The sequence below is a fragment of the Streptomyces sp. NPDC097595 genome, from assembly GCF_044761525.1.
Taxonomy (GTDB): domain Bacteria; phylum Actinomycetota; class Actinomycetes; order Streptomycetales; family Streptomycetaceae; genus Streptomyces; species Streptomyces drozdowiczii_A.
The window spans coordinates 1-24,112 of the sequence record NZ_JBIWCN010000036.1 but is presented as its reverse complement, the minus strand read 5'-3'; the positions used below and the strand labels follow the sequence as shown (position 1 = coordinate 24,112).

Annotated in this window: 14 protein-coding genes and 1 tRNA gene; 12 read left to right on the top strand and 3 right to left on the bottom strand. The window is 71.0% G+C overall.

Features of this window, described 5'->3' with window-relative positions; genetic code table 11:
• The first annotated feature begins 193 nt into the window (after positions 1 to 193).
• Positions 194 to 266: transfer RNA gene (locus ACIQZN_RS34825), tRNA-Thr, on the top strand.
• Between the two features lie 53 nt (positions 267 to 319).
• On the opposite strand, the gene ACIQZN_RS34820 is transcribed toward ACIQZN_RS34825, so the two are convergent.
• The gene (locus ACIQZN_RS34820; protein WP_404002712.1) at positions 320 to 2,926 is read right to left on the bottom strand and encodes a SpoIIE family protein phosphatase; all 2,607 of its coding nucleotides are present in this window, start codon (positions 2,924 to 2,926) and stop codon (positions 320 to 322) included.
• A 411-nt stretch (positions 2,927 to 3,337) separates the two neighbouring features.
• On the opposite strand from ACIQZN_RS34820, the gene ACIQZN_RS34815 reads away from it, so the two are divergent.
• From ACIQZN_RS34815 to ACIQZN_RS34765, 11 genes are all read left to right on the top strand, one after another.
• Positions 3,338 to 8,764, top strand: a complete 5,427-nt coding sequence (locus ACIQZN_RS34815; protein WP_404002714.1) for a HAMP domain-containing protein — start codon at positions 3,338 to 3,340, stop codon at positions 8,762 to 8,764.
• Positions 8,765 to 9,009: 245 nt separating this feature from the next.
• Positions 9,010 to 9,687, top strand: coding sequence for a two-component system response regulator (locus ACIQZN_RS34810; RefSeq protein ID WP_404002710.1), 678 nt, complete (start codon positions 9,010 to 9,012; stop codon positions 9,685 to 9,687).
• Between the two features lie 186 nt (positions 9,688 to 9,873).
• Positions 9,874 to 12,624, top strand: coding sequence for a DNA translocase FtsK (locus ACIQZN_RS34805; RefSeq protein WP_404002708.1), 2,751 nt, complete (start codon positions 9,874 to 9,876; stop codon positions 12,622 to 12,624).
• Between the two features lie 201 nt (positions 12,625 to 12,825).
• Complete coding sequence (locus ACIQZN_RS34800; protein ID WP_404002706.1) at positions 12,826 to 13,629, top strand: helix-turn-helix domain-containing protein; 804 nt, start codon at positions 12,826 to 12,828, stop codon at positions 13,627 to 13,629.
• Between the two features lie 133 nt (positions 13,630 to 13,762).
• Positions 13,763 to 15,241: a 30S ribosomal protein S12 methylthiotransferase RimO gene (rimO, locus tag ACIQZN_RS34795; protein ID WP_404002704.1), complete on the top strand. Its 1,479-nt coding sequence runs from the start codon at positions 13,763 to 13,765 to the stop codon at positions 15,239 to 15,241.
• On the top strand, positions 15,238 to 15,987 hold the full coding sequence (gene pgsA / locus ACIQZN_RS34790; RefSeq protein WP_404002702.1) for a CDP-diacylglycerol--glycerol-3-phosphate 3-phosphatidyltransferase: 750 nt from the start codon (positions 15,238 to 15,240) through the stop codon (positions 15,985 to 15,987). Before rimO ends, pgsA begins: the two co-directional genes overlap by 4 nt.
• Entirely contained in the window at positions 15,984 to 16,493 is a 510-nt protein-coding gene (locus tag ACIQZN_RS34785) for a CinA family protein (protein ID WP_404002700.1), read from the top strand. Before pgsA ends, ACIQZN_RS34785 begins: the two co-directional genes overlap by 4 nt.
• 109 nt (positions 16,494 to 16,602) lie before the next feature.
• Positions 16,603 to 16,986 (top strand): helix-turn-helix domain-containing protein, encoded by a 384-nt coding sequence (locus ACIQZN_RS34780; protein WP_018105285.1) that lies wholly within the window; start codon positions 16,603 to 16,605, stop codon positions 16,984 to 16,986.
• A gap of 264 nt (positions 16,987 to 17,250) precedes the next feature.
• Positions 17,251 to 17,721 (top strand): Dps family protein, encoded by a 471-nt coding sequence (locus tag ACIQZN_RS34775; protein WP_404002698.1) that lies wholly within the window; start codon positions 17,251 to 17,253, stop codon positions 17,719 to 17,721.
• A gap of 39 nt (positions 17,722 to 17,760) precedes the next feature.
• Complete coding sequence (locus ACIQZN_RS34770) at positions 17,761 to 17,958, top strand: CsbD family protein (protein WP_404002696.1); 198 nt, start codon at positions 17,761 to 17,763, stop codon at positions 17,956 to 17,958.
• Positions 17,959 to 18,125: 167 nt separating this feature from the next.
• Positions 18,126 to 18,389, top strand: a complete 264-nt coding sequence (locus ACIQZN_RS34765) for a hypothetical protein (protein WP_404002694.1) — start codon at positions 18,126 to 18,128, stop codon at positions 18,387 to 18,389.
• Positions 18,390 to 18,450: 61 nt separating this feature from the next.
• Here the strand turns inward: ACIQZN_RS34765 and ACIQZN_RS34760 are convergent, their stop codons facing one another.
• Together ACIQZN_RS34760 and ACIQZN_RS34755 are read right to left on the bottom strand one after the other, a co-directional pair.
• A complete protein-coding gene (locus ACIQZN_RS34760; RefSeq protein ID WP_404002692.1) occupies positions 18,451 to 19,281 on the bottom strand; it encodes a DNA-formamidopyrimidine glycosylase family protein in 831 nt (276 codons plus the stop codon).
• 46 nt (positions 19,282 to 19,327) lie between these two features.
• The gene (locus ACIQZN_RS34755) at positions 19,328 to 24,001 is read right to left on the bottom strand and encodes a DEAD/DEAH box helicase (RefSeq protein WP_404002690.1); all 4,674 of its coding nucleotides are present in this window, start codon (positions 23,999 to 24,001) and stop codon (positions 19,328 to 19,330) included.
• Between the last annotated feature and the right edge of the window lie 111 nt (positions 24,002 to 24,112).

Below are 24,112 nucleotides of genomic sequence, written 5' to 3'. Positions count from 1 at the left end.
ACTGCAGGGGGGACCCTGTGGGAGAGTAGGACGCCGCCGAACTCCTTTTAGGAAGAGCCCCGTGCCCTTGTGGCACGGGGCTCTTTCGCGTTTCCAGGTGGTCCCCGGCACCCCTCTGTCCCCGCCGGCCCGGGCGGTTTTGCATAACCCCTGGATCAGGGTATGCTTTAGCTCGTTGCCGCAGGGCAGCAAGGCCCCAATAGCTCAGTCGGTAGAGCGTCTCCATGGTAAGGAGAAGGTCTGCGGTTCGATTCCGCATTGGGGCTCAGAGAAAAGAAAGGCCCCGCCAGTCGGCGGGGCCTTTCTTCATGTCCGGGGTCTAGTGAGGTTCCGGAACCCTCATGGTCAGGATGGCCATGTCGTCCGAGGGCGGTTCGGCGGCGAAGCGTTCGACGGCTCGGAGGATGCGTGCGGCCACCGCGCCCGCCGTGAGCCCCGTGCAGTGGGCGAGCACGTCTGCCAGGCCGTCGTCGCCGAGCATCCGCGTACCCTCACGGCGTTCCGTCACACCGTCCGTCACGCACAACAGGACGTCGCCCGGCTCCAGTGTGAACTCCTGCTCGTACAGCTCCAGGTCCTCCATGACGCCCAGCAGCGGCTGCGGGTCCGCCGCCGGCTCCACCGAGCCGTCCTGGCGCAGACGCAGCGGCAGCGGGTGGCCCGCGCAGACGACCTTCAGGAGCGCGCTGCCGTCCTCCTGCGGCCACAGCTCGCCGTAGAGCAGCGTGAGGAAGCGGCTGCGGGTCCCCTCGTCGAGGATCGCGGCGTTGAGCCGCTCCAGGACCGCGGGGCCGGCGAAGCCCTCCCGGGCCAGCAGGCGCAGCGCGTGGCGGGCCAGGCCCGTGACAGCGGCCGCCTCCGGCCCCGTACCGCAGACGTCTCCGATGGCGAACCCGTACGCGCCGTCCCGGATCGGGAAGACGTCGTAGAAGTCGCCGCCGACCTCATTGCCCTCGCCGGCCGCGCGATAGATGACGTCCACCTCGACGTTGGGCACGGCGGGCAGACCCGGGGGAAGAAGACTGCGCTGAAGCGACTGGCTGATCGCCGTGCGCTCCGAGTAGAGGCGGGCGTTGTCCAGGGCCAGGGCGGCCCGGCGGGACAGGTCCTCGGCCAGCTCTAGGATCTCTTGGCGGAAGTGGTCGTCGGAGGGCTTGCCGAGTGTCAGCATGCCGATGACGCGGTTACGGGCGACCAAGGGCAGCACGACGGTCTCGCCGCCCACCGCCGCCGCGGTCGCCAGCGTCGTACGCGTGGTCGAGCCGAGGCCGCCCGGGTCGCCGATCCCGATACTCCGCATCGAGGTCCGCAGCGCCGCCTCGTGGGCGGCCTGGGCGGGAGCGGCCCACACCCGCGCGCCGGGGGTCCGTACGGGCTCCGGCGGGGAGATTCTGGTGAGCAGGCTCTTGACCCCGTCGATGCGCTCCTCGTCCTCGTGCAGCACGTAGGAGAGCTCCGGGTCCGAAGCGGGGTCGGCGATCGTGTAGACGGCGCACCACGTCGCCAGCGTCGGGACCGTCATCTGGGCCATCAGGGCCAGCGTCTGGTCCCGGTCCAGGGTGCCCGCCAGCAGGTCCGACGCCTCGACGAGGAAGGACAGCGAGCCGCGGCGCAGCCGCTCCAGCTCGCCGAGGCGCGCCGACTCGACGGCGAGAGCGATCCGGTCCGCGGCGAACTGGAGGCGCAGCGCCTCCTCGTTGGAATAGCGGCCCGCGGCCTCGGCCGCGACGCCCAACGAGCCCGTGAGGCGCCCCTCGACCTTCAGCGGGACCGTGACCACCGAGCGCATGCCGGTGTTGCCGAGCAGCGGGACCGCCCCGGGGACCGCGTCCAGGTCCTCGTGGACGGCGGGCATCCGGGCGGAGCCGTACCGGCCGGTTCCGGCTTCCACGGGGACGCGGGCGAAGCGCTGACGGGCGGAGGGCAGGCCGGTCGTGGCGCGCACCTCCAGCTCGGTCTCGTCGTCCGTGGCCAGCAGGAGGAAGGCGGCGTCGGCGTCCAGCATGTCGCGGGCCCGCTCGACGGTGCGCTGGAGCAGGCCGTCGAGGTCGTCGGGGGCGGGGGAGCCGATGAAGACCTCGAAGGGGTCCGTCTTGCGGCTCTCGGCGGTGTCCGAGACCGGGGCGCGGACAGGGGTCTGGAGGACAGCGCGCTCGTAGTCGCGGACCAGCAGGCAGACCGTGGACGGTTCGCCCTGGGGGTCCCGTACGCGCAGGTGGGAACCGTAGACCGGGATGGTGCGTCCGTCGGCGCCCCGGATGCCGTAACTGCCCTCCCAGCGGGAGAGCCGCAGGGCGTCCGCGATGCCGGTGCTGGTGCCGGGGGTCTGCGGCCAAGCGGTGAAGTCGGTGAGCTGCTTGCCGACGACCTGGTCCGCCGTGTAACCGAAGAGGTACGTGGCGTCGTCGTTCCACGCGGCGACGGCGCCCTCGCTGTCGATCTGCACGACGGCGACCCTGACGCGTTCGTCGGTGACCGGGAGCAGGCCCACAGGAAGCAGCGGACCGGCCGAGCGGACGCCCACCGGGCGGTCCGGGAGATCGAGCTGGAACCAGACATGTTTGCGCGTGGGGGAGTATTCGACGCCCCAACGGGAAGCGAGAGCCGCGCACAGCAGCAGACCGCGGCCGTTCTCGCTGTCCAGGCTGCCGAGATCGAGGGCGGCCGGCTGGAGCGGGATCTCCCGCTCCGGGTAGTGGTCGGCGATCTCCACCCGGACGCCGTCCTCCGTGCGCAGACACAGCACGTCCGCGGCGGTGCCGGCGTGGATCACGGCATTGGTGACGAGCTCGCTGGTCAGGACGACGGCGTCGTCGACGACGTCGGTGTACCCCCAGCCCTGGAGCGTGTCGCGGACAAAGGCACGAGCCGTCGCGACGGAGCGCGCCACCGGGTCGAAGGTGGCAGCCGCACGCGCCGTGATCACAGCACTCCCCATATGGTGTCTCGTCGCTTCCCCGAGTCCGTGCCCGTTTCTCGCCGCTTCGATTCGCCTGCCAGGCTAGACGCTCCCCCCGTGCACCGGGTACACGAGGGCGGACTTCGGACAGGCCCGGGCGGGAACGGACGGATGACTGGACAGGATGGGCTTCCCCTCGGAGGGATGTGGGACAACCATGGGAGGTTCCACCCCGACCGGTTCCCGCCTGGTACGTTTCAACGATTTGACGTCCGCATGGTCACCCGTCGACGGTGGGCTGTGGCGGTGAGCCCGAGAAGTTCTGGGCAGGCTCTCGGACGAGGTTCTAGCTAGAAGGTCAACCCCTGCGGGAGGGACACGGTGGAGTCTGACGTGGCGGCGCGGGGTTCGGGTACGCGCAGTAAGGGCGGGCAGTCCGTGAAGAAGCAGCGCAATGGAACCGTCGAGGTAGACGCGGCGGCGCTCCACAGACTGCTGGCCGGTCTGGTCGCCATGCGCGACGGCAACTTCCGCAGGCGCGTCACGGTCTCCGGCGAAGGCGTGATGGCGGAGCTCGCCGCGGTCTTCAACGAGGTCGCCGACCGCAATGTGCACCTCACCGGCGAGCTGGCCCGGGTGCGGCGTGTGGTCGGGCGCGAGGGCAAGCTCACCGAGCGCCTGGAGACGGGCGCCTGCGAGGGCTCCTGGGCCGCCGCGATCGACGCCTCCAACGAGCTGGTGGACGATCTCGCGCGCCCGGTCTCGGAGGTCGGGCGGGTGCTGTCGGCGGTGGCCGACGGCGATCTCGAACAGCGGATGGAGCTGCGCTCCCACACGGCGGACGACACGGTACGGCCGCTGCGCGGCGAGTTCCTGAAGGTCGCCCGTACCGTCAACAACCTGGTCGACCAGCTGTCGGCGTTCACCGAGCAGGTGACGCGGGTGGCGGTCGAGGTGGGCACCGAGGGCAAGCTGGGCGGCCAGGCGCAGGTGCGCGGGATGTCCGGGTCCTGGAAGGACCTCACGGACTCCGTCAACACCATGGCGTACCGGCTGACCGCACAGGTGCGCGACATCGCGCTGGTGACGACGGCCGTGGCCAAGGGTGACCTGTCGCGGAAGGTCACCGTCCATGTGGCCGGCGAGATGCTCCAGCTGAAGAACACCGTCAACACGATGGTCGACCAGCTGTCCTCGTTCTCTTCCGAGGTGACCCGGGTCGCGCGTGAGGTGGGTACGGAGGGTGAGCTCGGCGGTCAGGCCGTGGTGCCGGGCGTGGCCGGGGTGTGGAAGGACCTGACGGACTCCGTCAACACGATGGCCGGCAACCTCACCTCCCAGGTGCGCGGCATCGCTGAGGTGACGACGGCGGTCGCCAATGGTGACCTGTCGCAGAAGGTGCAGGTCAGCGCGCGCGGCGAGGTCGCCCAGCTGGCCGAGACGATCAACCAGATGACCGAGACGCTGCGCACCTTCGCGGACGAGGTCACCCGGGTGGCCAGCGAGGTCGGCGGGCAGGGTGTGCTCGGTGGCCAGGCGCAGGTGCCGGGCGCCGCCGGGACCTGGAAGGACCTCACCGACTCGGTGAACACGGTCTTCCGGAACCTGACGACCCAGGTGCGTGACATCGCCCAGGTGACGACGGCGGTGGCCAGCGGTGACATGACGCAGAAGGTCACCGTCGATGTGGCCGGCGAGATGCTGGAGCTGAAGAACACCGTCAACACGATGGTGGACCAGCTCCAGTCCTTCGGTTCGGAAGTGACCCGGGTGGCCCGGGAGGTCGGCGTCGAGGGCCGGCTCGGCGGGCAGGCCGAGGTGCCGGGAGCCGCCGGGACCTGGAAGGACCTCACGGACTCCGTGAACACGGCCTTCCGTAACCTGACCGGTCAGGTGCGTGACATCGCGCAGGTCACGACGGCCGTCGCCAACGGCGATCTGTCGCAGAAGGTCACCGTCGACGTCGCGGGCGAGATGCTGGAGCTCAAGAACACCGTCAACACGATGGTGGCGCAGCTCTCCTCGTTCGCCGACCAGGTCACGCGGATGGCGCGCGACGTGGGCACCGAGGGCCGCCTCGGCGGTCAGGCGCGGGTCGACGGGGTCTCCGGTACGTGGAAGGAGCTCACCGACTCCGTCAACTTCATGGCGGGGAACCTGACCTCCCAGGTGCGCCAGATCGCGCAGGTCACGACGGCGGTGGCGCGGGGCGACCTGTCGCAGAAGATCGACGTGGACGCGCGCGGCGAGATCCTGGAGCTGAAGAACACCATCAACACGATGGTCGACCAGCTCTCCGCCTTCGCCGAGCAGGTGACCAGGGTCGCCCGCGAGGTGGGTACGGACGGGCGGCTCGGCGGCCAGGCGCAGGTGCCCGGCGTGGCCGGTGTGTGGCGTGATCTGACCGACTCGGTGAACGGAATGGCGGGGAACCTGACCGCTCAGGTCCGTAACATCGCGCAGGTCGCCACGGCTGTGGCGCGCGGTGACCTGTCGCAGAAGATCGACGTGGACGCGCGCGGCGAGATCCTGGAGCTGAAGAACACCCTCAACACCATGGTCGACCAGCTCTCGAACTTCGCGGAGCAGGTGACGCGGGTGGCCCGCGAGGTGGGTACCGAGGGCATTCTGGGCGGTCAGGCCGAGGTGCAGGGTGTCTCGGGTACGTGGAAGGACCTCACGCAGTCCGTCAACGGCATGGCCAACAACCTCACTCTTCAGGTGCGCAACATCGCCGAGGTGACGACGGCGGTCGCCAACGGTGACCTGTCCAAGAAGATCACCGTCGACGCCAAGGGCGAGATCCTCGAACTGGTGACGACGGTCAACACGATGGTCGACCAGCTGCTCAACTTCGCGGACGAGGTGACCCGTGTCGCGCGCGAGGTGGGCACCGAGGGCATCCTCGGCGGCCAGGCGCGGGTGCGCGGGGCGACGGGCATCTGGAAGGACCTCAGCGACAACGTCAACCTGATGGCCAACAACCTGACCAGCCAGGTGCGCAACATCTCCCGCGTCTCGTCGGCCGTCGCCAACGGCGACCTGACGAAGAAGGTCACCGTCGAGGCGCGCGGCGAGGTCGCCGAGCTGGCCGACACCGTCAACACGATGGTGACGACGCTGTCCTCGTTCGCGGACGAGGTGACCCGCGTGGCCCGCGAGGTGGGCACGGAGGGCGAGCTGGGCGGCCAGGCGCGCGTCCCGGGCGTCTCCGGTACGTGGAAGGACCTCACCGAGTCCGTGAACTCGATGGCGTCCAACCTGACGGGCCAGGTGCGCCAGATCGCCGCCGTCACGACGGCCATCGCCAAGGGTGACCTGACCAAGAAGATCGACATCGATGCGCGCGGCGAGATCCAGCAGCTGAAGAACACCATCAACACGATGGTCGACCAGCTGTCGTCGTTCGCCGAGCAGGTGACCCGGGTCGCCCGCGAGGTGGGCACCGAGGGCCAGTTGGGCGGCCAGGCGCGGGTGCGCGACGTGGACGGCACCTGGCGCGACCTCACCGAATCGGTGAACGAGATGGCCGGGAACCTCACCCGTCAGGTGCGCGCCATCGCGGCCGTCGCCACGGCGGTGACGCGCGGCGACCTGAACCTGAAGATCGACGTGGACGCGGCGGGCGAGATCCAGGCCCTCCAGGACAACATCAACACGATGATCGCGAACCTGCGCGACACCACCGCCACCAACAAGGAGCAGGACTGGCTGAAGGGCAACCTCGCCCGGATCTCCGGTCTGATGCAGGGGCGGCGCGACCTGGACGACGTGGCCTCGCTGATCATGAGCGAGCTGACCCCCGTGGTTTCCGCGCAGCACGGCGCCTTCTTCCTGGCCACGCCCACCGGCGAGACCGACGCGCTGGGCGCCGAGGCCGAGGGGGCGTACGAGCTGCGGATGCGGGGAAGCTACGGCTACTCCGCCGGCTCCATGCCGACGTCCTTCCGGCCGGGCGAGACGCTCATCGGCACGGCCGCCGAGGAGAAGCGGACGATCCAGGTGGACAACGTTCCGCCGGGGTACCTGAAGATCTCCTCCGGGCTCGGTGAGGCGCCGCCCGCCCATGTGATCGTGCTTCCCGTGCTGTTCGAGGGCAAGGTCCTCGGAGTCATCGAACTGGCCTCGTTCCAGCCGTTCACGCACATTCAGCGGGACTTCCTGAATCAGCTCGCGGAGATGATCGCCACGAGCGTCAACACCATCAGCGTCAACACGACGACCGAGAAGCTGCTCGAACAGTCGCAGGAGCTCACCGAGCAATTGCGCGACCGCTCGCAGGAATTGGAGAACCGGCAGAAGGCCCTCCAGGCGTCCAACGCCGAGCTGGAGGAGAAGGCCGAGCTGCTGGCCAGGCAGAACCGCGACATCGAGGTCAAGAACACCGAGATCGAGGAGGCGCGGCAGGTCCTGGAGGAGCGTGCCGAACAGCTCGCCGTCTCGATGCGCTACAAGTCCGAGTTCCTGGCGAACATGTCGCACGAGCTGCGTACGCCGCTCAACTCGCTGCTGATTCTGGCCAAGCTGCTCGCGGACAACGCCGAGGGCAATCTCTCGCCGAAGCAGGTGGAATTCGCCGAGACGATCCACGGGGCCGGTTCCGATCTGCTCCAGCTGATCAACGACATCCTCGATCTGTCGAAGGTCGAGGCGGGCAAGATGGACGTCAGCCCGACGCGGATCGCCCTGGTGCAGCTCGTGGACTATGTGGAGGCGACGTTCCGGCCGCTCACCGCGGAAAAGGGGCTGGATTTCTCCGTACGGGTGTCGCCGGAGCTGCCGGCCACACTGCACACGGACGAGCAGCGGCTCCTCCAGGTGCTGCGCAACCTGCTGTCCAACGCGGTGAAGTTCACCGACAGCGGGGCTGTCGAGCTGGTGATCAGGCACGCGGGACAGGAGGTGCCGGACGCCATCCGCGAACAGCTGCTGGAGGCCGGTTCGCTGCGGGACGCGGACGGCGATCTGATCGCCTTCTCGGTGACCGACACGGGCATCGGGATCGCGGCCAGCAAGATGCGGGTCATCTTCGAGGCGTTCAAGCAGGCGGACGGGACGACCAGCCGTAAGTACGGGGGCACGGGCCTCGGCCTGTCCATCAGCCGCGAGATCGCGCGCCTGCTGGGCGGTGAGATCCACGCGGCGAGCGAGCCCGGTCGCGGTTCCACGTTCACCCTGTACCTGCCGCTGCACCCGAGCGAACTCCCGCCGCAGGGCTACCCGCAGCTCGCTCCGGGACAGGCCGACGGCCAGCCCGGCGCGATCGAGGGCGGCCGGACTCCGGAGGCCGGACAGGTGTACGTGCCGGACGCCGCGCAGGCCGCACCGCGCCGCCGGCGCAAGGCGCTCGGGAGCGCGCAGCAGCAGCCCGCGCTGCCGCCGCGTCCGGTGCCCGCCCCCGCTCCGCAGCCGGCTCCGGCCGCCGAGCCGGAGGCGTGGGCCCTGGACGGCCAGGAGGAGCCCGAGCAGCCACGCAGGACGTTCCGGTTCGGCGGCGAGAAGGTGCTGATCGTGGACGACGACGTCCGTAACGTCTTCGCGCTCACCAGCGTGCTGGAACAGCATGGACTGACGGTCCTCTACGCCGAGAACGGGCGCGAGGGCATCGAAGTCCTGGAGCAGCACGACGATGTGACGGTCGTACTGATGGACATCATGATGCCTGAGATGGACGGCTACGCGACGACCTCGGCGATCCGCAGGATGCCGCAGTTCGCCGAACTGCCCATCGTGGCCCTGACCGCCAAGGCGATGAAGGGCGACAAGGAGAAGGCGCTCGAATCGGGTGCGTCCGACTATGTCACCAAGCCGGTCGATCCCGACCACCTTCTTTCGGTCATGGAAGGGTACGTGCGCGGTGAGTGAGCGCCCACTGAGAGAATCCATGAAGATTTGTTGACCGGTGGTGTCCGAAGGAGTGTGGGAACGCGGATTGCGGGGAACCTTCTGGTCTCCCGCCACGTTTCCGGTACGTGCACAGTGACATCACGGTGACAGGGTGTGGTGACCGCCGGGGTGCGGCTACCATGACCGGCACAAGGACGGGCGGCGTAAGGGAGTCGTCCCCCGGGGCGGCGCCCGGTGCAATTCCGGGGCGAGGAGGACGGGCCATGGTTCAGAAGGCCAAGATCCTCCTGGTCGATGACCGGCCGGAGAATCTGCTGGCGCTGGAGGCCATCCTCTCTGCGCTCGATCAGACACTGGTACGGGCATCGTCAGGGGAGGAGGCGCTCAAAGCGCTGCTCACGGACGACTTCGCGGTCATTCTGCTGGACGTCCAGATGCCGGGCATGGACGGTTTCGAAACCGCCGCGCACATCAAGCGGCGGGAACGGACCCGGGACATCCCGATCATCTTCCTCACCGCGATCAATCACGGCCCGCACCACACCTTCCGGGGTTACGCGGCCGGCGCGGTGGACTACATCTCGAAGCCGTTCGACCCATGGGTGCTGCGCGCCAAGGTCTCGGTCTTCGTCGAGCTGTACATGAAGAACTGCCAGCTGCGCGAGCAGGCGGCGCTGCTGCGGCTCCAGCTGGAGGGCGGCGGCCAGACGAGCGCCCAGCAGGAGCGGGAGCCCGCCGGACTGCTGGCCGAGCTCTCCGCGCGGCTCGCGGCCGTCGAGGAGCAGGCGGAGGCGCTGTCGAAGCAACTCGACGACGAGTCCGCGGACGCCGGCGCGGTGGCGACGGCCGCCCATCTCGAACGGAAGCTGACTGGACTGCGCCGCGCGCTCGACGCGCTGGAGCCGGGCACGGGCGGGGCATCGGCGGTCGTTCCCTCGTAACGGCGTACCGCCCTTGTGCGCGGGGCCTCTTCGGGCGTGCGCGGGGCAACTGGGCGGCGGCTGCGGGCTTTCGGCGTGCGGCCGCCGGTGAGGACGCGTCAGTTCCCGGCCTCCGCAGGGCGACACGGACGGGTGAACCGGTACGCGCACGTGTTCACAGGCGTCGACACCGGTAACCTCGGCCCCATGGCCTCACGTACGTCCGGCAAGGGTTCCCAGGGCACGGCGGGCACCGCGAAGCGCGTCGGCGGTGGCCCGGGTCCGGCGAAGAAAGCCGTGCCCGCCAAGAAGACCGCCGCGAAGAAGGCGCCCGCGAAGCGAGCCCCGGCCAAGAAGACCGCGGCGAAGAAGGCCGCTCCGCCGCGGCCGGCGCCCTCGCCCACGAACGGGGTGTACCGGCTGGCGCGGGCCCTCTGGCTCGGCGCGGCCCACGCCGTCGGCGCGATGTTCCGCGGCATAGGGCGCGGCGCGAAGGGCCTCGACCCTGCCCACCGCAAGGACGGCGTCGCGCTGCTGCTGCTCGGCTTCGCGCTGATCGTCGCCGCGGGCACCTGGTCGAATCTGCGCGGACCCGTGGGCGACCTGGTGGAGATGTTGGTCACCGGGGCGTTCGGCCGGCTCGACCTGCTCGTGCCGATACTGCTGGGCGCCGTCGCGGTGCGGCTGATCCTGTATCCCCAGCGGCCCGAGGCCAACGGCCGCATCGTCATCGGCCTCTCCGCCCTGGTCATCGGTGTGCTCGGGCAGGTCCACATCGCGTGCGGATCGCCCGGGCGCGACGAGGGCACCGAGGCCATGCAGGACGCGGGCGGCCTCATCGGCTGGGCCGCCTCCAAGCCGCTGATCTTCGCCATGGGCGAGGTGCTGGCCGTGCCACTGCTCCTGCTGCTCACCGTCTTCGGGCTGCTGGTCGTCACGGCGACCCCGGTGAACGCCATCCCGCAGCGGCTGCGGCTGCTCGGCGTCAAGCTGGGCATCGTGGAGCCGGCGTACGACCCCGAGGCCCAGGACGGCGAGGACGACGAGCGGTACGACGAGCAGTGGCGCGAGGCGCTGCCATCCCGCTCCCGCCGCTCCCAGGCGCCCGACGCGTACGAGCCGGACCTCGCGGAGTCCGAGGCGCTGTCCAAGCGCCGCAGGCCGCGCAGGCCCTCGGTGCAGCCCGCGATGAACCGCCCGATGGACGCGGTGGACGTCGCGGCCGCCGCTGCCGCCGCGCTCGACGGGGCCGTGCTCAACGGCATGCCGCCCTCGCCGGTCGTCGCCGACCTGACCCAGGGCGTCTCGGTGGACCGCGAGCGGGCGGGCACCCCGGTGCCGGGGGCCAGGGAGGCGGAGCCGGCCGGGAAGCGCGCGGAGTCGACGCCGGCCGGTGGCGTACCGGATCTGACCAAGCCGGTTCCCGAGCGCTCCGAGTCGCAGCCGCTGCCCGCCCGGGCCGAGCAACTCCAGCTCTCCGGCGACATCACGTACTCGCTGCCCTCGCTCGACCTGCTGGAGCGCGGCGGACCCGGCAAGACCCGGAGCGCCGCCAACGACGCGATCGTCGCCTCGCTGACCAACGTGTTCACCGAGTTCAAGGTGGACGCCGCCGTCACCGGTTTCACCCGCGGGCCCACGGTGACGCGGTACGAGGTGGAGCTCGGCCCGGCCGTGAAGGTCGAGCGGATCACGGCGCTCACCAAGAACATCGCGTACGCCGTCGCCAGCCCCGATGTCCGCATCATCTCGCCGATTCCGGGTAAGTCCGCGGTCGGCATCGAGATCCCCAACTCCGACCGGGAGATGGTCAACCTCGGCGACGTGCTGCGGCTGGCGGACGCGGCCGAGGACGACCACCCCATGCTCGTCGCGCTCGGCAAGAACGTGGAGGGCGGCTATGAGATGGCCAACCTCGCGAAGATGCCGCACGTCCTGGTGGCCGGTGCGACGGGTTCCGGCAAGTCGTCCTGCATCAACTGCCTGATCACCTCGATCATGGTGCGGGCCACGCCGGAGGACGTCCGGATGGTCCTGGTCGACCCGAAGCGGGTCGAGCTCACCGCGTACGAGGGCATCCCGCACCTGATCACGCCGATCATCACCAACCCCAAGAAGGCCGCCGAGGCGCTTCAGTGGGTCGTACGGGAGATGGATCTGCGCTACGACGACCTCGCGGCCTTCGGTTACCGGCACATCGACGACTTCAACCACGCGGTGCGCACCGGCAAGCTCAAGACGCCGGAGGGCAGCGAACGGGAGCTCTCGCCCTACCCGTATCTGCTGGTGATCGTCGACGAGCTGGCCGACCTGATGATGGTCGCCCCGCGCGACGTCGAGGACTCGATCGTCCGCATCACCCAGCTGGCCCGCGCCGCCGGCATCCACCTGGTGCTCGCCACCCAGCGCCCCTCGGTGGACGTCGTCACCGGCCTGATCAAGGCGAACGTGCCCTCGCGGCTCGCCTTCGCCACGTCCTCGCTGGCCGACAGCCGCGTCATCCTGGACCAGCCCGGTGCCGAAAAGCTCATCGGAAAGGGTGACGGCCTGTTCCTGCCGATGGGCGCGAACAAGCCGACCCGTATGCAGGGCGCCTTCGTCACCGAGGACGAGGTCGCGGCCGTCGTCCAGCACTGCAAGGACCAGATGGCCCCGGTCTTCCGCGACGACGTGGTGGTCGGCACGAAGCAGAAGAAGGAGATCGACGAGGACATCGGCGACGACCTCGACCTGCTGTGCCAGGCGGCCGAGCTGGTCGTCTCCACCCAGTTCGGATCGACCTCGATGCTCCAGCGCAAGCTGCGGGTCGGCTTCGCCAAGGCCGGGCGGCTCATGGACCTGATGGAGTCGCGCAACATCGTCGGACCGAGCGAGGGTTCCAAGGCGCGCGACGTCCTGGTGAAACCCGACGAGCTCGACGGGGTGTTGGCACAGATTCGTGGGGAAACCGCTTCGTAAGAGTTTTGCGGGCAACCGTTTCGCCGGGCCGTACGTCAAGTTGAAGGGAGGGACGGAACGTCCTTCCCCGGGGCGTCCCGGCGAAACCGGCTCTGTTCGAATCTGATGGCGTACAAAGTCCACCCGCCCGGTTGCCCCACCCTTTCGTACCCCCCCTAGACTGAACACCCAGCAGGTGGCTCACGCTCGAAAGGCGCCCCCGTGTCCATCGGCAACTCCCCCGAAGACGACCGGCCTTCGATCGGCCGAGTGCTCCAGCAGGCTCGTCTGACCGCAGGTCTCACGGTCGAAGAGGTCAGCACGTCCACCCGGGTGCGCATCCCCATCGTGCACGCGATCGAGCAGGACGACTTCTCCCGCTGCGGCGGCGACGTGTACGCCCGCGGCCACATCCGTACGCTCGCCCGTGCCGTCGGCACCGATCCGGAACCGCTGATCGCGCAGTTCGACGCCGAGCACGGCGGCCGTCCCGCGCCCACCCCGGCGGCGCCGCTGTTCGAGGCCGAACGCATCCGCTCCGAACCCCGCAGGCCCAACTGGACGGCGGCCATGGTCGCGGCGATCGTCGCCGTCGTCGGCTTCGTCGGCTTCACCTTCTTCAAGGGTGGCGACGACGGGCCCTCGACGGCCGGCCGTGTGGCCGAGGGCCCGACCTCCGACAAGATCGCCCCGAAGCCCTCCGCCAGCAAGCCCGCCGACCCCAAGCCGGCCCCGTCCGAGAGCGCCATCGCCGCGGCGCCCCAGGACAAGGTCACCGTCAAGCTCAGCGCCACCCAGGGCAAGAGCTGGATCTCCGCCAAGGACCACAACGGCCGGGCCCTCTTCGACGGCACCCTCCAGCAGGGCGAGTCGAAGACCTTCCAGGACAAGGAGCGCGTCGACCTCATCCTCGGCAACGCGGGCTCGATCGAGCTCTTCGTGAACGGGAAGAAGGTCGAGGACCAGTTCAAGCCCGGACAGGTCGAACGCCTCTCGTACACCAAGGGCGACCCCGAGGTCGGCTGACCGGTCACCCCGAGACATCGCGGCGCGGCGAGCGCCCGGCCACCGTGCCGGGCGCTCGCCGTCTTTGTCACCGTGGGTAACGGCGCAACCCTCCGCGGCGGGGTCGGTGCCGGGACAAAGTAGTCTTGAGTCCATGCCCGAACGCCGTACCGTCGCCCTTGTCACTCTTGGCTGCGCCCGTAACGAGGTGGACTCGGAGGAGCTCGCAGGCCGCCTGGCAGCGGACGGCTGGGAGCTCGTCGAGGATGCCTCCGATGCCGACGTCGCCGTCGTCAACACCTGTGGGTTCGTGGAGGCCGCCAAGAAGGACTCCGTCGACGCCCTCCTCGAAGCCAATGATCTGAAGGACCACGGCCGCACCCAGGCCGTCGTCGCCGTCGGCTGCATGGCCGAGCGCTACGGGAAGGACCTCGCCGAGGCCCTTCCGGAAGCGGACGGCGTCCTCGGCTTCGACGACTACGCCGACATCTCCGACCGCCTCCAGACCATCCTCAACGGCGGCATCCACGCCTCCCACACCCCCCGCGACCGCCGCAAGCTGCTGCCGATCAGCCCCGCCGAGCGGCAGGACACCGCCGTGTCCCTGCCCGGCCACGCGCAGGAGATCGCCCCGCCCCCCGCCGACCTGCCGGAAGGCGTCGCCCCGGTCTCCGGGCCGCGCGCGCCCCTGCGCCGCCGGCTGGGCACCAGCCCCGTCGCCTCGGTCAAGCTGGCCTCCGGCTGCGACCGGCGCTGCTCCTTCTGCGCCATCCCGTCCTTCCGCGGCTCCTTCATCTCCCGCCGTCCCTCGGACGTGCTGGGCGAGACCCGCTGGCTCGCCGAGCAGGGTGTGAAGGAGGTCATGCTGGTCTCCGAGAACAACACCTCGTACGGCAAGGACCTCGGCGACATCCGTCTCCTGGAGACCCTGCTGCCCGAGCTCGCGGACGTCGACGGGATCGAGCGCATCCGCGTCAGCTACCTCCAGCCCGCCGAGATGCGGCCGGGCCTGATCGACGTCCTGACCTCGACGCCGAAGGTCGCGCCCTACTTCGACCTGTCCTTCCAGCACTCCGCGCCCGGCGTGCTGCGGGCGATGCGCCGCTTCGGCGACACCGACCGCTTCCTGGAGCTGCTGGACACGATCCGGGGCAAGGCACCGCAGGCCGGCGCCCGGTCCAACTTCATCGTCGGCTTCCCCGGCGAGACCGAGGACGACCTCGCGGAGCTGGAACGGTTCCTCACGGGCGCCCGTCTCGACGCCATCGGCGTCTTCGGCTACTCCGACGAGGACGGCACCGAGGCCGTCGGCTACGACAACAAGCTCGACGCCGACGTCATCGCGGAGCGCCTCGCGCACATCTCGCAGCTTGCCGAGGAACTGACCTCGCAGCGCGCCGAGGAGCGCATGGGCGAAACGCTCCAGGTGCTGGTCGAGTCCGTCGAGCCCACCGAGGACGAGCCGCGCGCCTACGGCCGCGCCGCGCACCAGGCGCCCGAAACCGATGGCCAGGTGCTCTTCACCACACGCGAGGGCCTGCTCCCGGGCCGTATGGTCGAGGCAAAGGTCGTGGGCACCGAAGGCGTGGACCTGATCGCCGAGTGCAGTGAGCTTGTGGAGGTAGCCAGATGACCGGAGTCCCGGCATCCGCGGCAGGCGGTTCCGGCGCGACGCCGGTCCGCGGCGGAAAGCTGGGCGCCGCTGCGGTCAATCAGGCCAGTCTGTGGAACATCGCCAACCTCCTGACGATGGCCCGGCTCGTGCTCGTTCCCGGCTTCGTGGTGCTGCTGCTCCACAACGGCGGATACGACCCGGCCTGGCGCTCCTTCGCCTGGGCCGCCTTCGCCATCGCCATGATCACCGACCTGTTCGACGGGCATCTCGCGCGTACGTACAACCTGGTCACCGACTTCGGGAAGATCGCCGACCCGATCGCCGACAAGGCGATCATGGGCGCCGCGCTGATCTGTCTGTCGTACCTGGGCGACCTGCCCTGGTGGGTGACGGGCGTGATCCTCTTCCGCGAGCTGGGCATCACGCTGATGCGGTTCTGGGTGATCCGGCACGGGGTCATTCCGGCCAGCCGCGGCGGCAAGATGAAGACGCTGGCGCAGGGGACGGCCGTCGGGATGTACGTCCTGGCGCTGACCGGTCCGCTGGCCACCCTGCGCTTCTGGGTGATGGCTGTGGCCGTCGTGTTGACGGTCGTCACCGGTCTCGACTACGTCCGCCAGGCCGTGGTGCTGCGGCGCCAGGGCCTCGCGGCGGAACGGGCGGCAGCCGAGGAGGCGCCCGAGGCGCCCCAGGCCGCCTCCGAGGAGACCGGCGCGGTCGCCGAGGCGGCGGGGGCCCGGGGGTCGGCGGAGGCCGAGCGGTGACTGCTGCGGGCCGGGTGCTGCGGCTCCTTGTCGAGCGGGGGGAGACCCTTGCCGTCGCGGAGTCGCTGACCGGCGGCCTGGTCGCGGCCGAACTGACGTCCGTACCGGGTGCCTCCCAAGCCTTCAGGGGCTCGGTGACGGCTTACGCGACCCCCCTCAAGAGTGAAGTCCTGGGGGTGGACGCCGGGCTCCTGGCGGAGCGCGGTGCGGTCGACGCGGACGTCGCGCGTCAGATGGCGACAGGCGTACGGCGGGCTCTGGGCGCAGACTGGGGAGTGGCGACCACCGGTGTCGCCGGCCCCGAACCGCAGGACGGCCGGCCCGTCGGAACGGTCTTCGTCGCGGTCAGCGGCCCGCACGGCACCGGGAAAGTGTCCGCGCTGAGGTTGAACGGCGACCGGGCGGACATCCGTAAGAAGAGCGTACGAAGCGCGCTCGACCTGCTCTCAGGCGAACTCCACGAGAATGCGAGCGCACAGGATACGGAAGAGAACGGGGGGAATTGATGTTTGCAGCCCTGAGTGAACACGACATCGCTCCCCGCACGGCCGCAGCGCTAGGCGGTACGGTGGGGCGTGAAGGATGCGGCTACGCGGTCCGAGGAGGGAGCCACCGATGATTCTGCTCCGTCGCCTGCTGGGTGACGTGCTGCGTCGGCAGCGCCAGCGCCAAGGCCGTACTCTGCGCGAAGTCTCCTCGTCCGCCCGAGTTTCGCTCGGCTATCTCTCCGAGGTGGAGCGGGGGCAGAAGGAGGCATCCTCCGAACTGCTCTCCGCCATTTGCGACGCGCTTGACGTACGGATGTCCGAGCTCATGCGTGAAGTGAGCGATGAGCTGTCCCTGGCCGAACTGGCCGAGTCGGCAGCGGCCAGCGATCCGGTACCTGTACCGGTGCGCCCCATGCTCAACTCCGTCTCCGTTACCTCGGTGGCGGGTGTACCGACGGGGCGGGTGACCATCAAGGCGCCCGCGGAAGCGGTGGATGTAGTCGCCGCCTGACCGATCGGTTCGGTGTGAAGCCGAGGCCCCGGTTCTTCCCTGTTTGTGGGAAGGGCCGGGGCTTTCGTGTGTCTGCGTGTGCTTTTGGTGTGCCGGTGCGTGTGTCAGCGGGGCGATGGGGGGCAGGCGCGTGGATGAGAGACCGAGGAACCGTCCCTAACGCACTTGGCGGAGCCATCGGAGACTTCCTCGAATGACCGTTTTGCTTCGTTTGTGCCATCGTGGGTGGTGCTGAACGGAACGGATTCCAGATCGGAGACGTGCATGTCTGTGGTGAAGAGCCCACTGTCCGAGACCGACCTCAAGACCGTCGGAGACGCCCTCCAGGGCGCTCTGGTGGATCTTCTCGACCTTTCTCTGGTGGCCAAGCAGGTCCACTGGAACGTGGTCGGGCCGCGGTTCAGGTCCGTGCACCTCCAGCTCGACGATGTCGTGGACACCGCGCGCCAGCACTCCGACACGGTCGCGGAGCGGGCTTCCGCGCTCGGCGTCAACCCGGACGGCCGATCCGCGACGATCGCCAAGAGCACGGCCATCGCCTCCGTGTCCGAGGGCTGGATCAAGGACGTGGACGCGGTGAAGACCCTGGTCGACGCCCTCGGCGTGGTGATCGGCCGGATGCGCGAGCGCATCGAGGTGACCGAGAGCCCGGACCCGGTCAGCCAGGACCTCCTGATCTCGCTGACCGCCGATCTCGAAAAGCACGCGTGGATGTTCCAGGCCGAGAGCGCCTGAGCACACGCCGTCACCCCACCAGATTTCTCCAACGGAGGTATGAGCATGAAGAACGAAGGCGCGAAGGACAAGGTCACCGGCAAGGCGAAGGAAGCCATGGGCAAGATGACCGGCGACCGTCGCAAGGAGGCCGAGGGCAAGGCGGACCAGGCCAAGGGCAAGGCCAAGGACGCCATGGGCGGCGCCCGCGACCGTGCGGACGGTGTCAAGGACTCCCTGAAGGACGACAAGGACTGACCCGTCCTCGGCGAGCCCCCACCCGCTGGGTGGGGGCTCCGCGCTGAGAGGGGTCGGTGGGGTGGTGCGACCGCGCCGTGCGCGCCGTGGGTGCAACGGTGCGCTCTCGCCCGGAGGAGCGGGCGCGACTAGGGTCCTTCGTTTGGATCAGGCCGGAGGAGGCAGCCATGGTACGGCGATGGGTGCCCGCGCTCGTTCTCTGCGGCGCGTGGTGGTGGGCCGTGCTGCGGCTGATGCTGGCCCCGGCGCACGCGGGCGTGGTCGAGGGAGCGGTGGTGGCGGGCGGCTGGGGGCTCAGCCTCCTGCCGGTGCACGTGGCCGCGACCGCCAGGCCCCTCGGCATCTTCGACGCGGGCACGGGCCTGCTGCGGCGCGGCACGGTGTGGGCCCGGAGGCGGCTGGGGGCATGGCGGCGGTGGGTGGTCAGGTAGCGGCCGGGGCGGATCGCGGCCGTGTCGGCTGCCCGGGCTGATTTTTTGGCAGCGGGGTACGTCAGGTGGGCCCCGGGCCGGTCTGGCAGCTGGGACACCAGTAGGCGGGGCGGTCGTCCTGTTCTGCCGCGCGGATGGGGGTTCCGCAGCGCAGGCAGGGGCGGTGCGTCCGGCCGTAGACCCAGAGGCTTTCGCTCGGCCTGCGCGTGCGGGCGGCGGCGTTCGCGACGGTACGGGAACGGCCCCCGGCCGTCGTGACGCGGTTCGGGCGGTCGCGGTTGGCGTCGAGCAGCTGGTGCGCTGTGCTGACCAGCAGGGTCGCCGTCCGGGCGGGCAGCTCGCCGATGGGGAGCCAGGGGGTGGCCCGGGCCAGGAAGCAGAGTTCGGCCTTGTAGATGTTCCCGATGCCGGCCAGGTTGCGCTGGTCGAGCAGGGCCTCGCCGAGCGGGCGGGCGGGGTCGCTCAGGAGATTCCGCAGCGCCGTGTCGGCGTCCCAGTCGGGCCCGAGCAGATCGGGGCCGAGATGGCCGACCGCCTGCTCCTCGTCCTGGGTGCGGATGAGCTCCAGGACCGGGAGGCGGTAGCCGACGGCGGTGCGGGCCGTGTTGCCCAGGACGGCGCGGATCTGGTGGGCGGGGCCGCCGCGCCAGCGCTCGCCCGGGGCGTAGATCCGCCAGGCGCCGTCCATCCGGAGGTGGCTGTGCAGGGTGAGACCGCCCTCGATCCGGGTCAGCAGGTGCTTGCCCCGGGCGGTGACGTCGAGGACGGCCCGGCCCGTGAGGTCGGCGGTGGCGAACCGGGGGACGCGGAGGTCGGACGTGGTGAGGACCTGTCCGGCCAGCGCGTGATGCAGCCGCGCGGCGGTCTGCAGGACGGTGTCTCCTTCGGGCATGCCTCCATCATGCGTGGGGCGGAGCGCTGTGGTGCGAGGCGTGGCGTTACGCGCGCAGGCGCAGGCCCCTCGGGGTGGCGAGGAAGCCGGCCGCCTCCAGCGTGCGCCCCAGGGGCGAGGTCAGGGACGAGGCGCCGTTGGTGCGCTCGACGGTCACCGTGCCGAGGGCCCCGGCGCGCGCTGCCGAGGCCAGCGCGCCGGCCGCCGCCCGGAGCGCGGGGTCGTCCGGATCGGTCGGCCAGGCCAGCAGTGTCTTGCCGCCGCGCTCCATGTACAGCGTCAGCTCACCGTCGACCAGGACCACGAGCGAGCCCGCCTTGCGGCCCGGCTTGTGCCCGGCCCCGTCCGGCGGCTCCGGCCACGGCAGGGCGGCGCCGTACGCGTTGGCCGGGTCGGCCGCCGCGAGGACCAGGGCGCGGGGGTCGGCGCCCGGCTCCGCACGGTCCCGGGCCGTGGACACCGCGCGGAGCCGGTCCACCGCGCCGTCCATCGCGAACTGGGCCGCCCCCAGCCCCTCCACGACGTACCCCCGGCGCGCCTGCCCGTTGTCCTCGAAGGCCGACAGCACCCGGTACGCCGCCGAGAAGCCGCCCTCGACGCCCTCGGCCTGCACCGCGCCCCGGGTCACCACCCCGTGGCGGTCGAGCAGCGTGCGCGCCAGGGCGTGGGCGCGGTGCGTGGGCTCGGGCTCGATGGCCGGCAGCAGGGACCAGCGGCCCGAGACCGTGGGCGGCCCGGTGCGCGAGGCGGGGCGGGCGGCGGCGGTGAGGGTGCCGTAACGGCCGCGCGGCACATTCCGCCGGGCGCGGTGCGCGGTCGAGCCGGCCGTGCGGCCCGAGCCCAGGAGGGAGCGCAGCGGCGCCAGGGTGTCGTTGGTCAGCCGGCCGGACCAGGCGAGGTCCCACAAGGCGTCCGCCAGTTGCGGATCGGTGCAGTCGGGGTGGGTGGTGGCGCGGACCTGGTCGGCGATCTGGCGGAAGAACAGGCCGTAGCCGCCGCCGAGCGCGGTCAGCACGGACTCGTGCAGTGCGCTGAGCTCCAGGGGGCGTGGCGGGGGGAGGAGCAGGGGTGCGCTGTCGGCGAGGTAGAGGGAGATCCAGCCGTCCTTGCCGGGCAGGGCGCCCGCGCCGGCCCAGACGACCTCGCCGGTGGTGGTCAGCTCGTCCAGGAGCGCGGGGGTGTAGCCGGTGACCCGGCCGGGAAGGACGAGCCGTTCCAGCGCGGAGGCGGGGACGGGCGCCCCCTGAAGCTGCTCGACGGCGCGGGCCAGTCCGTCGATGCCGCGCAGGCTGTTGCCGCCGAGATGCTGCCACTGCGGCAGGAACCCGGCCAGGGCGGCGGGCGGGACCGGCTCCAGCTCATGGCGGAGGGCGGCCAGCGAGCGGCGCCGCAGCCGCCGCAGCACCGTGGCGTCGCACCACTCCTGGCCGATGCCGGCGGGGTGGAACTCGCCCTGGACGATGCGGCCCGACGCCGCGAGCCGTTGCAGCGCCCCGTCGGTGACGGCCGTGCCGAGGCCGAACCGGGCCGCCGCCGCGGTGGAGGTGAACGGGCCGTGCGTACGGGCGTACCGGGCGAGGAGGTCTCCGAGGGGGTCCTTCACCGGCTCGGTGAACGCCTCGGGGACGCCGACCGGGAGCGCCGTGCCCAGGGCGTCGCGCAGCCGGCCCGCGTCCTCGATCGCCGCCCAGTGGGCCGCCCCGGCGATCCGGACGCGGATGGCGCGGCGGGCGGACTCCAGCTCCGTCGCCCAGCCGGGCTCCGCCCCGCGCTCGGCCAGCTCCTCGTCGGTGAGCGGGCCGAGCACCCGCAGCAGATCCGCGACGCCCTCGGTGTCCTTGATCCGGCGGTCGTCCGCGAGCCACTGGAGCTCCCGCTCCAGCTCGGTCAGCACATCGGCGTCGAGCAGTTCGCGCAGCTCCGCCCGGCCCAGCAGCTCGGCGAGGAGCCGGGAGTCCAGGGAGAGCGCGGCGGCGCGCCGTTCGGCGAGCGGCGAGTCGCCCTCGTACAGGAACTGGGCGACGTAGCCGAAGAGGAGGGAGCGGGCGAACGGGGAGGGCTCCGGGGTGGTGACCTCGACCAGGCGGATGCGCCGGGCCTCCAGGTCACCCATCACCTCCGTGAGTCCCGGGACGTCGAACACGTCCTGGAGGCATTCGCGGACCGCTTCGAGAACGATGGGGAAGGAGCCGAACTCGGAGGCGACCTGGAGGAGCTGCGCGGCCCGCTGGCGCTGCTGCCAGAGCGGGGTGCGTTTGCCGGGGCTGCGGCGGGGGAGCAGGAGCGCCCTGGCGGCGCACTCGCGGAACCGCGAGGCGAACAGGGCGGAGCCGCCGACCTGGTCGGTGACGAGCTGCGCGATCTCGCCCTTGTCGAAGGCCACATCGGCCGCGCCGACCGGGGGCTGGTCGCTGTCGAAGGAGGTGTTCGCCGGGGCGAGCGGCGCGGAGGCGCCCTGGCCCGGCTCCTGGGCCGGCTCCTGCGCCGGGTCGAAGTCCAGGAGGTCCAGGCCCATCATGTCGGCGTCGGGCAGCCGCAGCACGATGCCGTCATCGGCGTGCATGACCTGGGCGTCCATCCCGTACCGCTCGGCCAGGCGGGCGCTCAGCGCCAGCGCCCACGGGGCGTGCACCTGCGCGCCGAACGGGGAGTGCACGACGACCCGCCAGTCGCCCAGCTCGTCCCGGAAGCGCTCGACCAGGATGGTCCGGTCGTCCGGGACATGACCGCAGGCCCGGCGCTGCTCGTCCAGATACGCCAGGACGTTGTCGACGGCCCAGGTGTCAAGGCCGGCGGAGAGCAGGCGGTCACGGGCGTCCTCGGGGGAGAGCCCGCCGAGCTCGCGCAGGAAGGCCCCCAGGGCGCGGCCCAGCTCCAGCGGTCGGCCCAGCTGGTCGCCCTTCCAGAACGGCAGCCGCCCGGGGACACCGGGCGCGGGGGAGACGAGGACCCGGTCACGGGTGATGTCCTCGATCCGCCAGGAGGTCGTGCCCAGTGTGAAGACGTCGCCGACCCGGGACTCGTAGACCATCTCCTCGTCCAGCTCGCCGACCCGGCCGCCGCCCTTCTTGGGGTCCGCCCCGGCGAGGAACACCCCGAAGAGGCCCCGGTCCGGGATGGTCCCGCCCGAGGTGACGGCGAGGCGCTGCGCACCGGGCCGGCCCGTGACCGTACCGGCGACGCGGTCCCAGACGACGCGGGGCCGCAGCTCCGCGAAGGCGTCGGACGGATAGCGGCCCGCGAGCATGTCGAGGACGGCCGTGAACGCCGACTCGGGCAGTGAGGCGAAGGGGGCGGCCCGGCGGACCACCGCGAGCAGGTCGTCCACCTGCCAGCTGTCCAGGGCGACCATCGCGACCAGCTGCTGGGCCAGCACGTCCAGCGGATTGGCCGGTACGCGCAGCGCCTCGATGGAGCCCGTCCGCATCCGCTCGGTGACCACGGCCGCCTGCACCAGGTCGCCCCGGTACTTCGGGAAGACGACACCGGTGGAGACCGCGCCCACCTGGTGGCCGGCGCGGCCGACCCGCTGGAGGCCGGAGGCGACGGAGGGCGGCGACTCGACCTGGATCACGAGGTCGACCGCGCCCATGTCGATGCCCAGCTCCAGGCTGGAGGTGGCGACCACCGCGGGCAGCCTTCCCGCCTTCAGGTCCTCCTCGACCTGGGCGCGCTGCTCCTTGGAGACCGAGCCGTGGTGGGCGCGGGCGAGCAGGGCCGGAGCGCCCTTGGCCGCGCCGGACTCCGCCATGATCTCGGCGGGGGAGTGGGCCTCCGGCATCGTCTCGCCGGTGGCTCTCTCGTACGCGATCTCGTTGAGCCGGTTGCACAGGCGCTCCGCGAGGCGGCGGGAGTTGGCGAAGACGATCGTGGAGCGGTGCGCCTGGACGAGATCGGCGATGCGCTCCTCCACATGCGGCCAGATCGACGGCTTCTCGGCCTCACCCGAGGTGTCGTCGGTGGCGGGGGAACCGCCCAGCTCGCCCAGGTCCTCGACGGGGACCACCACCGACAGGTCGAACCGCTTGCTGGACGGCGGCTGGACGATCTCCACCTTGCGCTGCGGGGAGAGGAAGCGCGCCACCTCGTCGACCGGCCGGACGGTGGCCGACAGACCGATGCGCCGGGCCGGCCGGGGCAGCAGCTCGTCCAGGCGCTCCAGGGACAGGGCGAGATGGGCGCCGCGCTTGGTGCCCGCGACCGCGTGCACCTCGTCCAGGATCACCGTCTCGATGCCGGACAGGGCCTCGCGGGCCGAGGAGGTCAGCATCAGGAACAGCGACTCGGGCGTCGTGATCAGGATGTCCGGCGGGCGGGTCGCCATCGAGCGGCGCTCGGCGGCCGGGGTGTCGCCCGACCGGATGCCCACCCTGACCTCGGGCTCCGGCAGCCCCTGGCGCACCGACTCCTGGCGGATGCCGGTCAGCGGTGAGCGGAGATTGCGCTCTACGTCGACCGCGAGCGCCTTGAGCGGCGACACGTACAGCACGCGGCAGCGCTTCTTCGCCTCGGCCGGCGGGGGGACGGCCGCCAGCCGGTCCAGGGCGGCGAGGAAGGCGGCCAGCGTCTTGCCCGAGCCGGTCGGCGCGACGACCAGCACGTCCGATCCCTCGCCGATCGCCCGCCAGGCGCCTTCCTGGGCGGCGGTCGGCGCGCTGAAGGCCCCCGTGAACCAGCTGCGGGTGGCGGGGGAGAAGGAATCGAGCGCGGAGCCGGTCATGCCCCCATCGTGCACCCCGCCACTGACATTGATGCTGATACTCAGGTCCCGGTGGTCGTGGCTCTGCCACTGACTGACGCCCTGCTGGGCTGTCTTCCCGCTGTTCTGTCC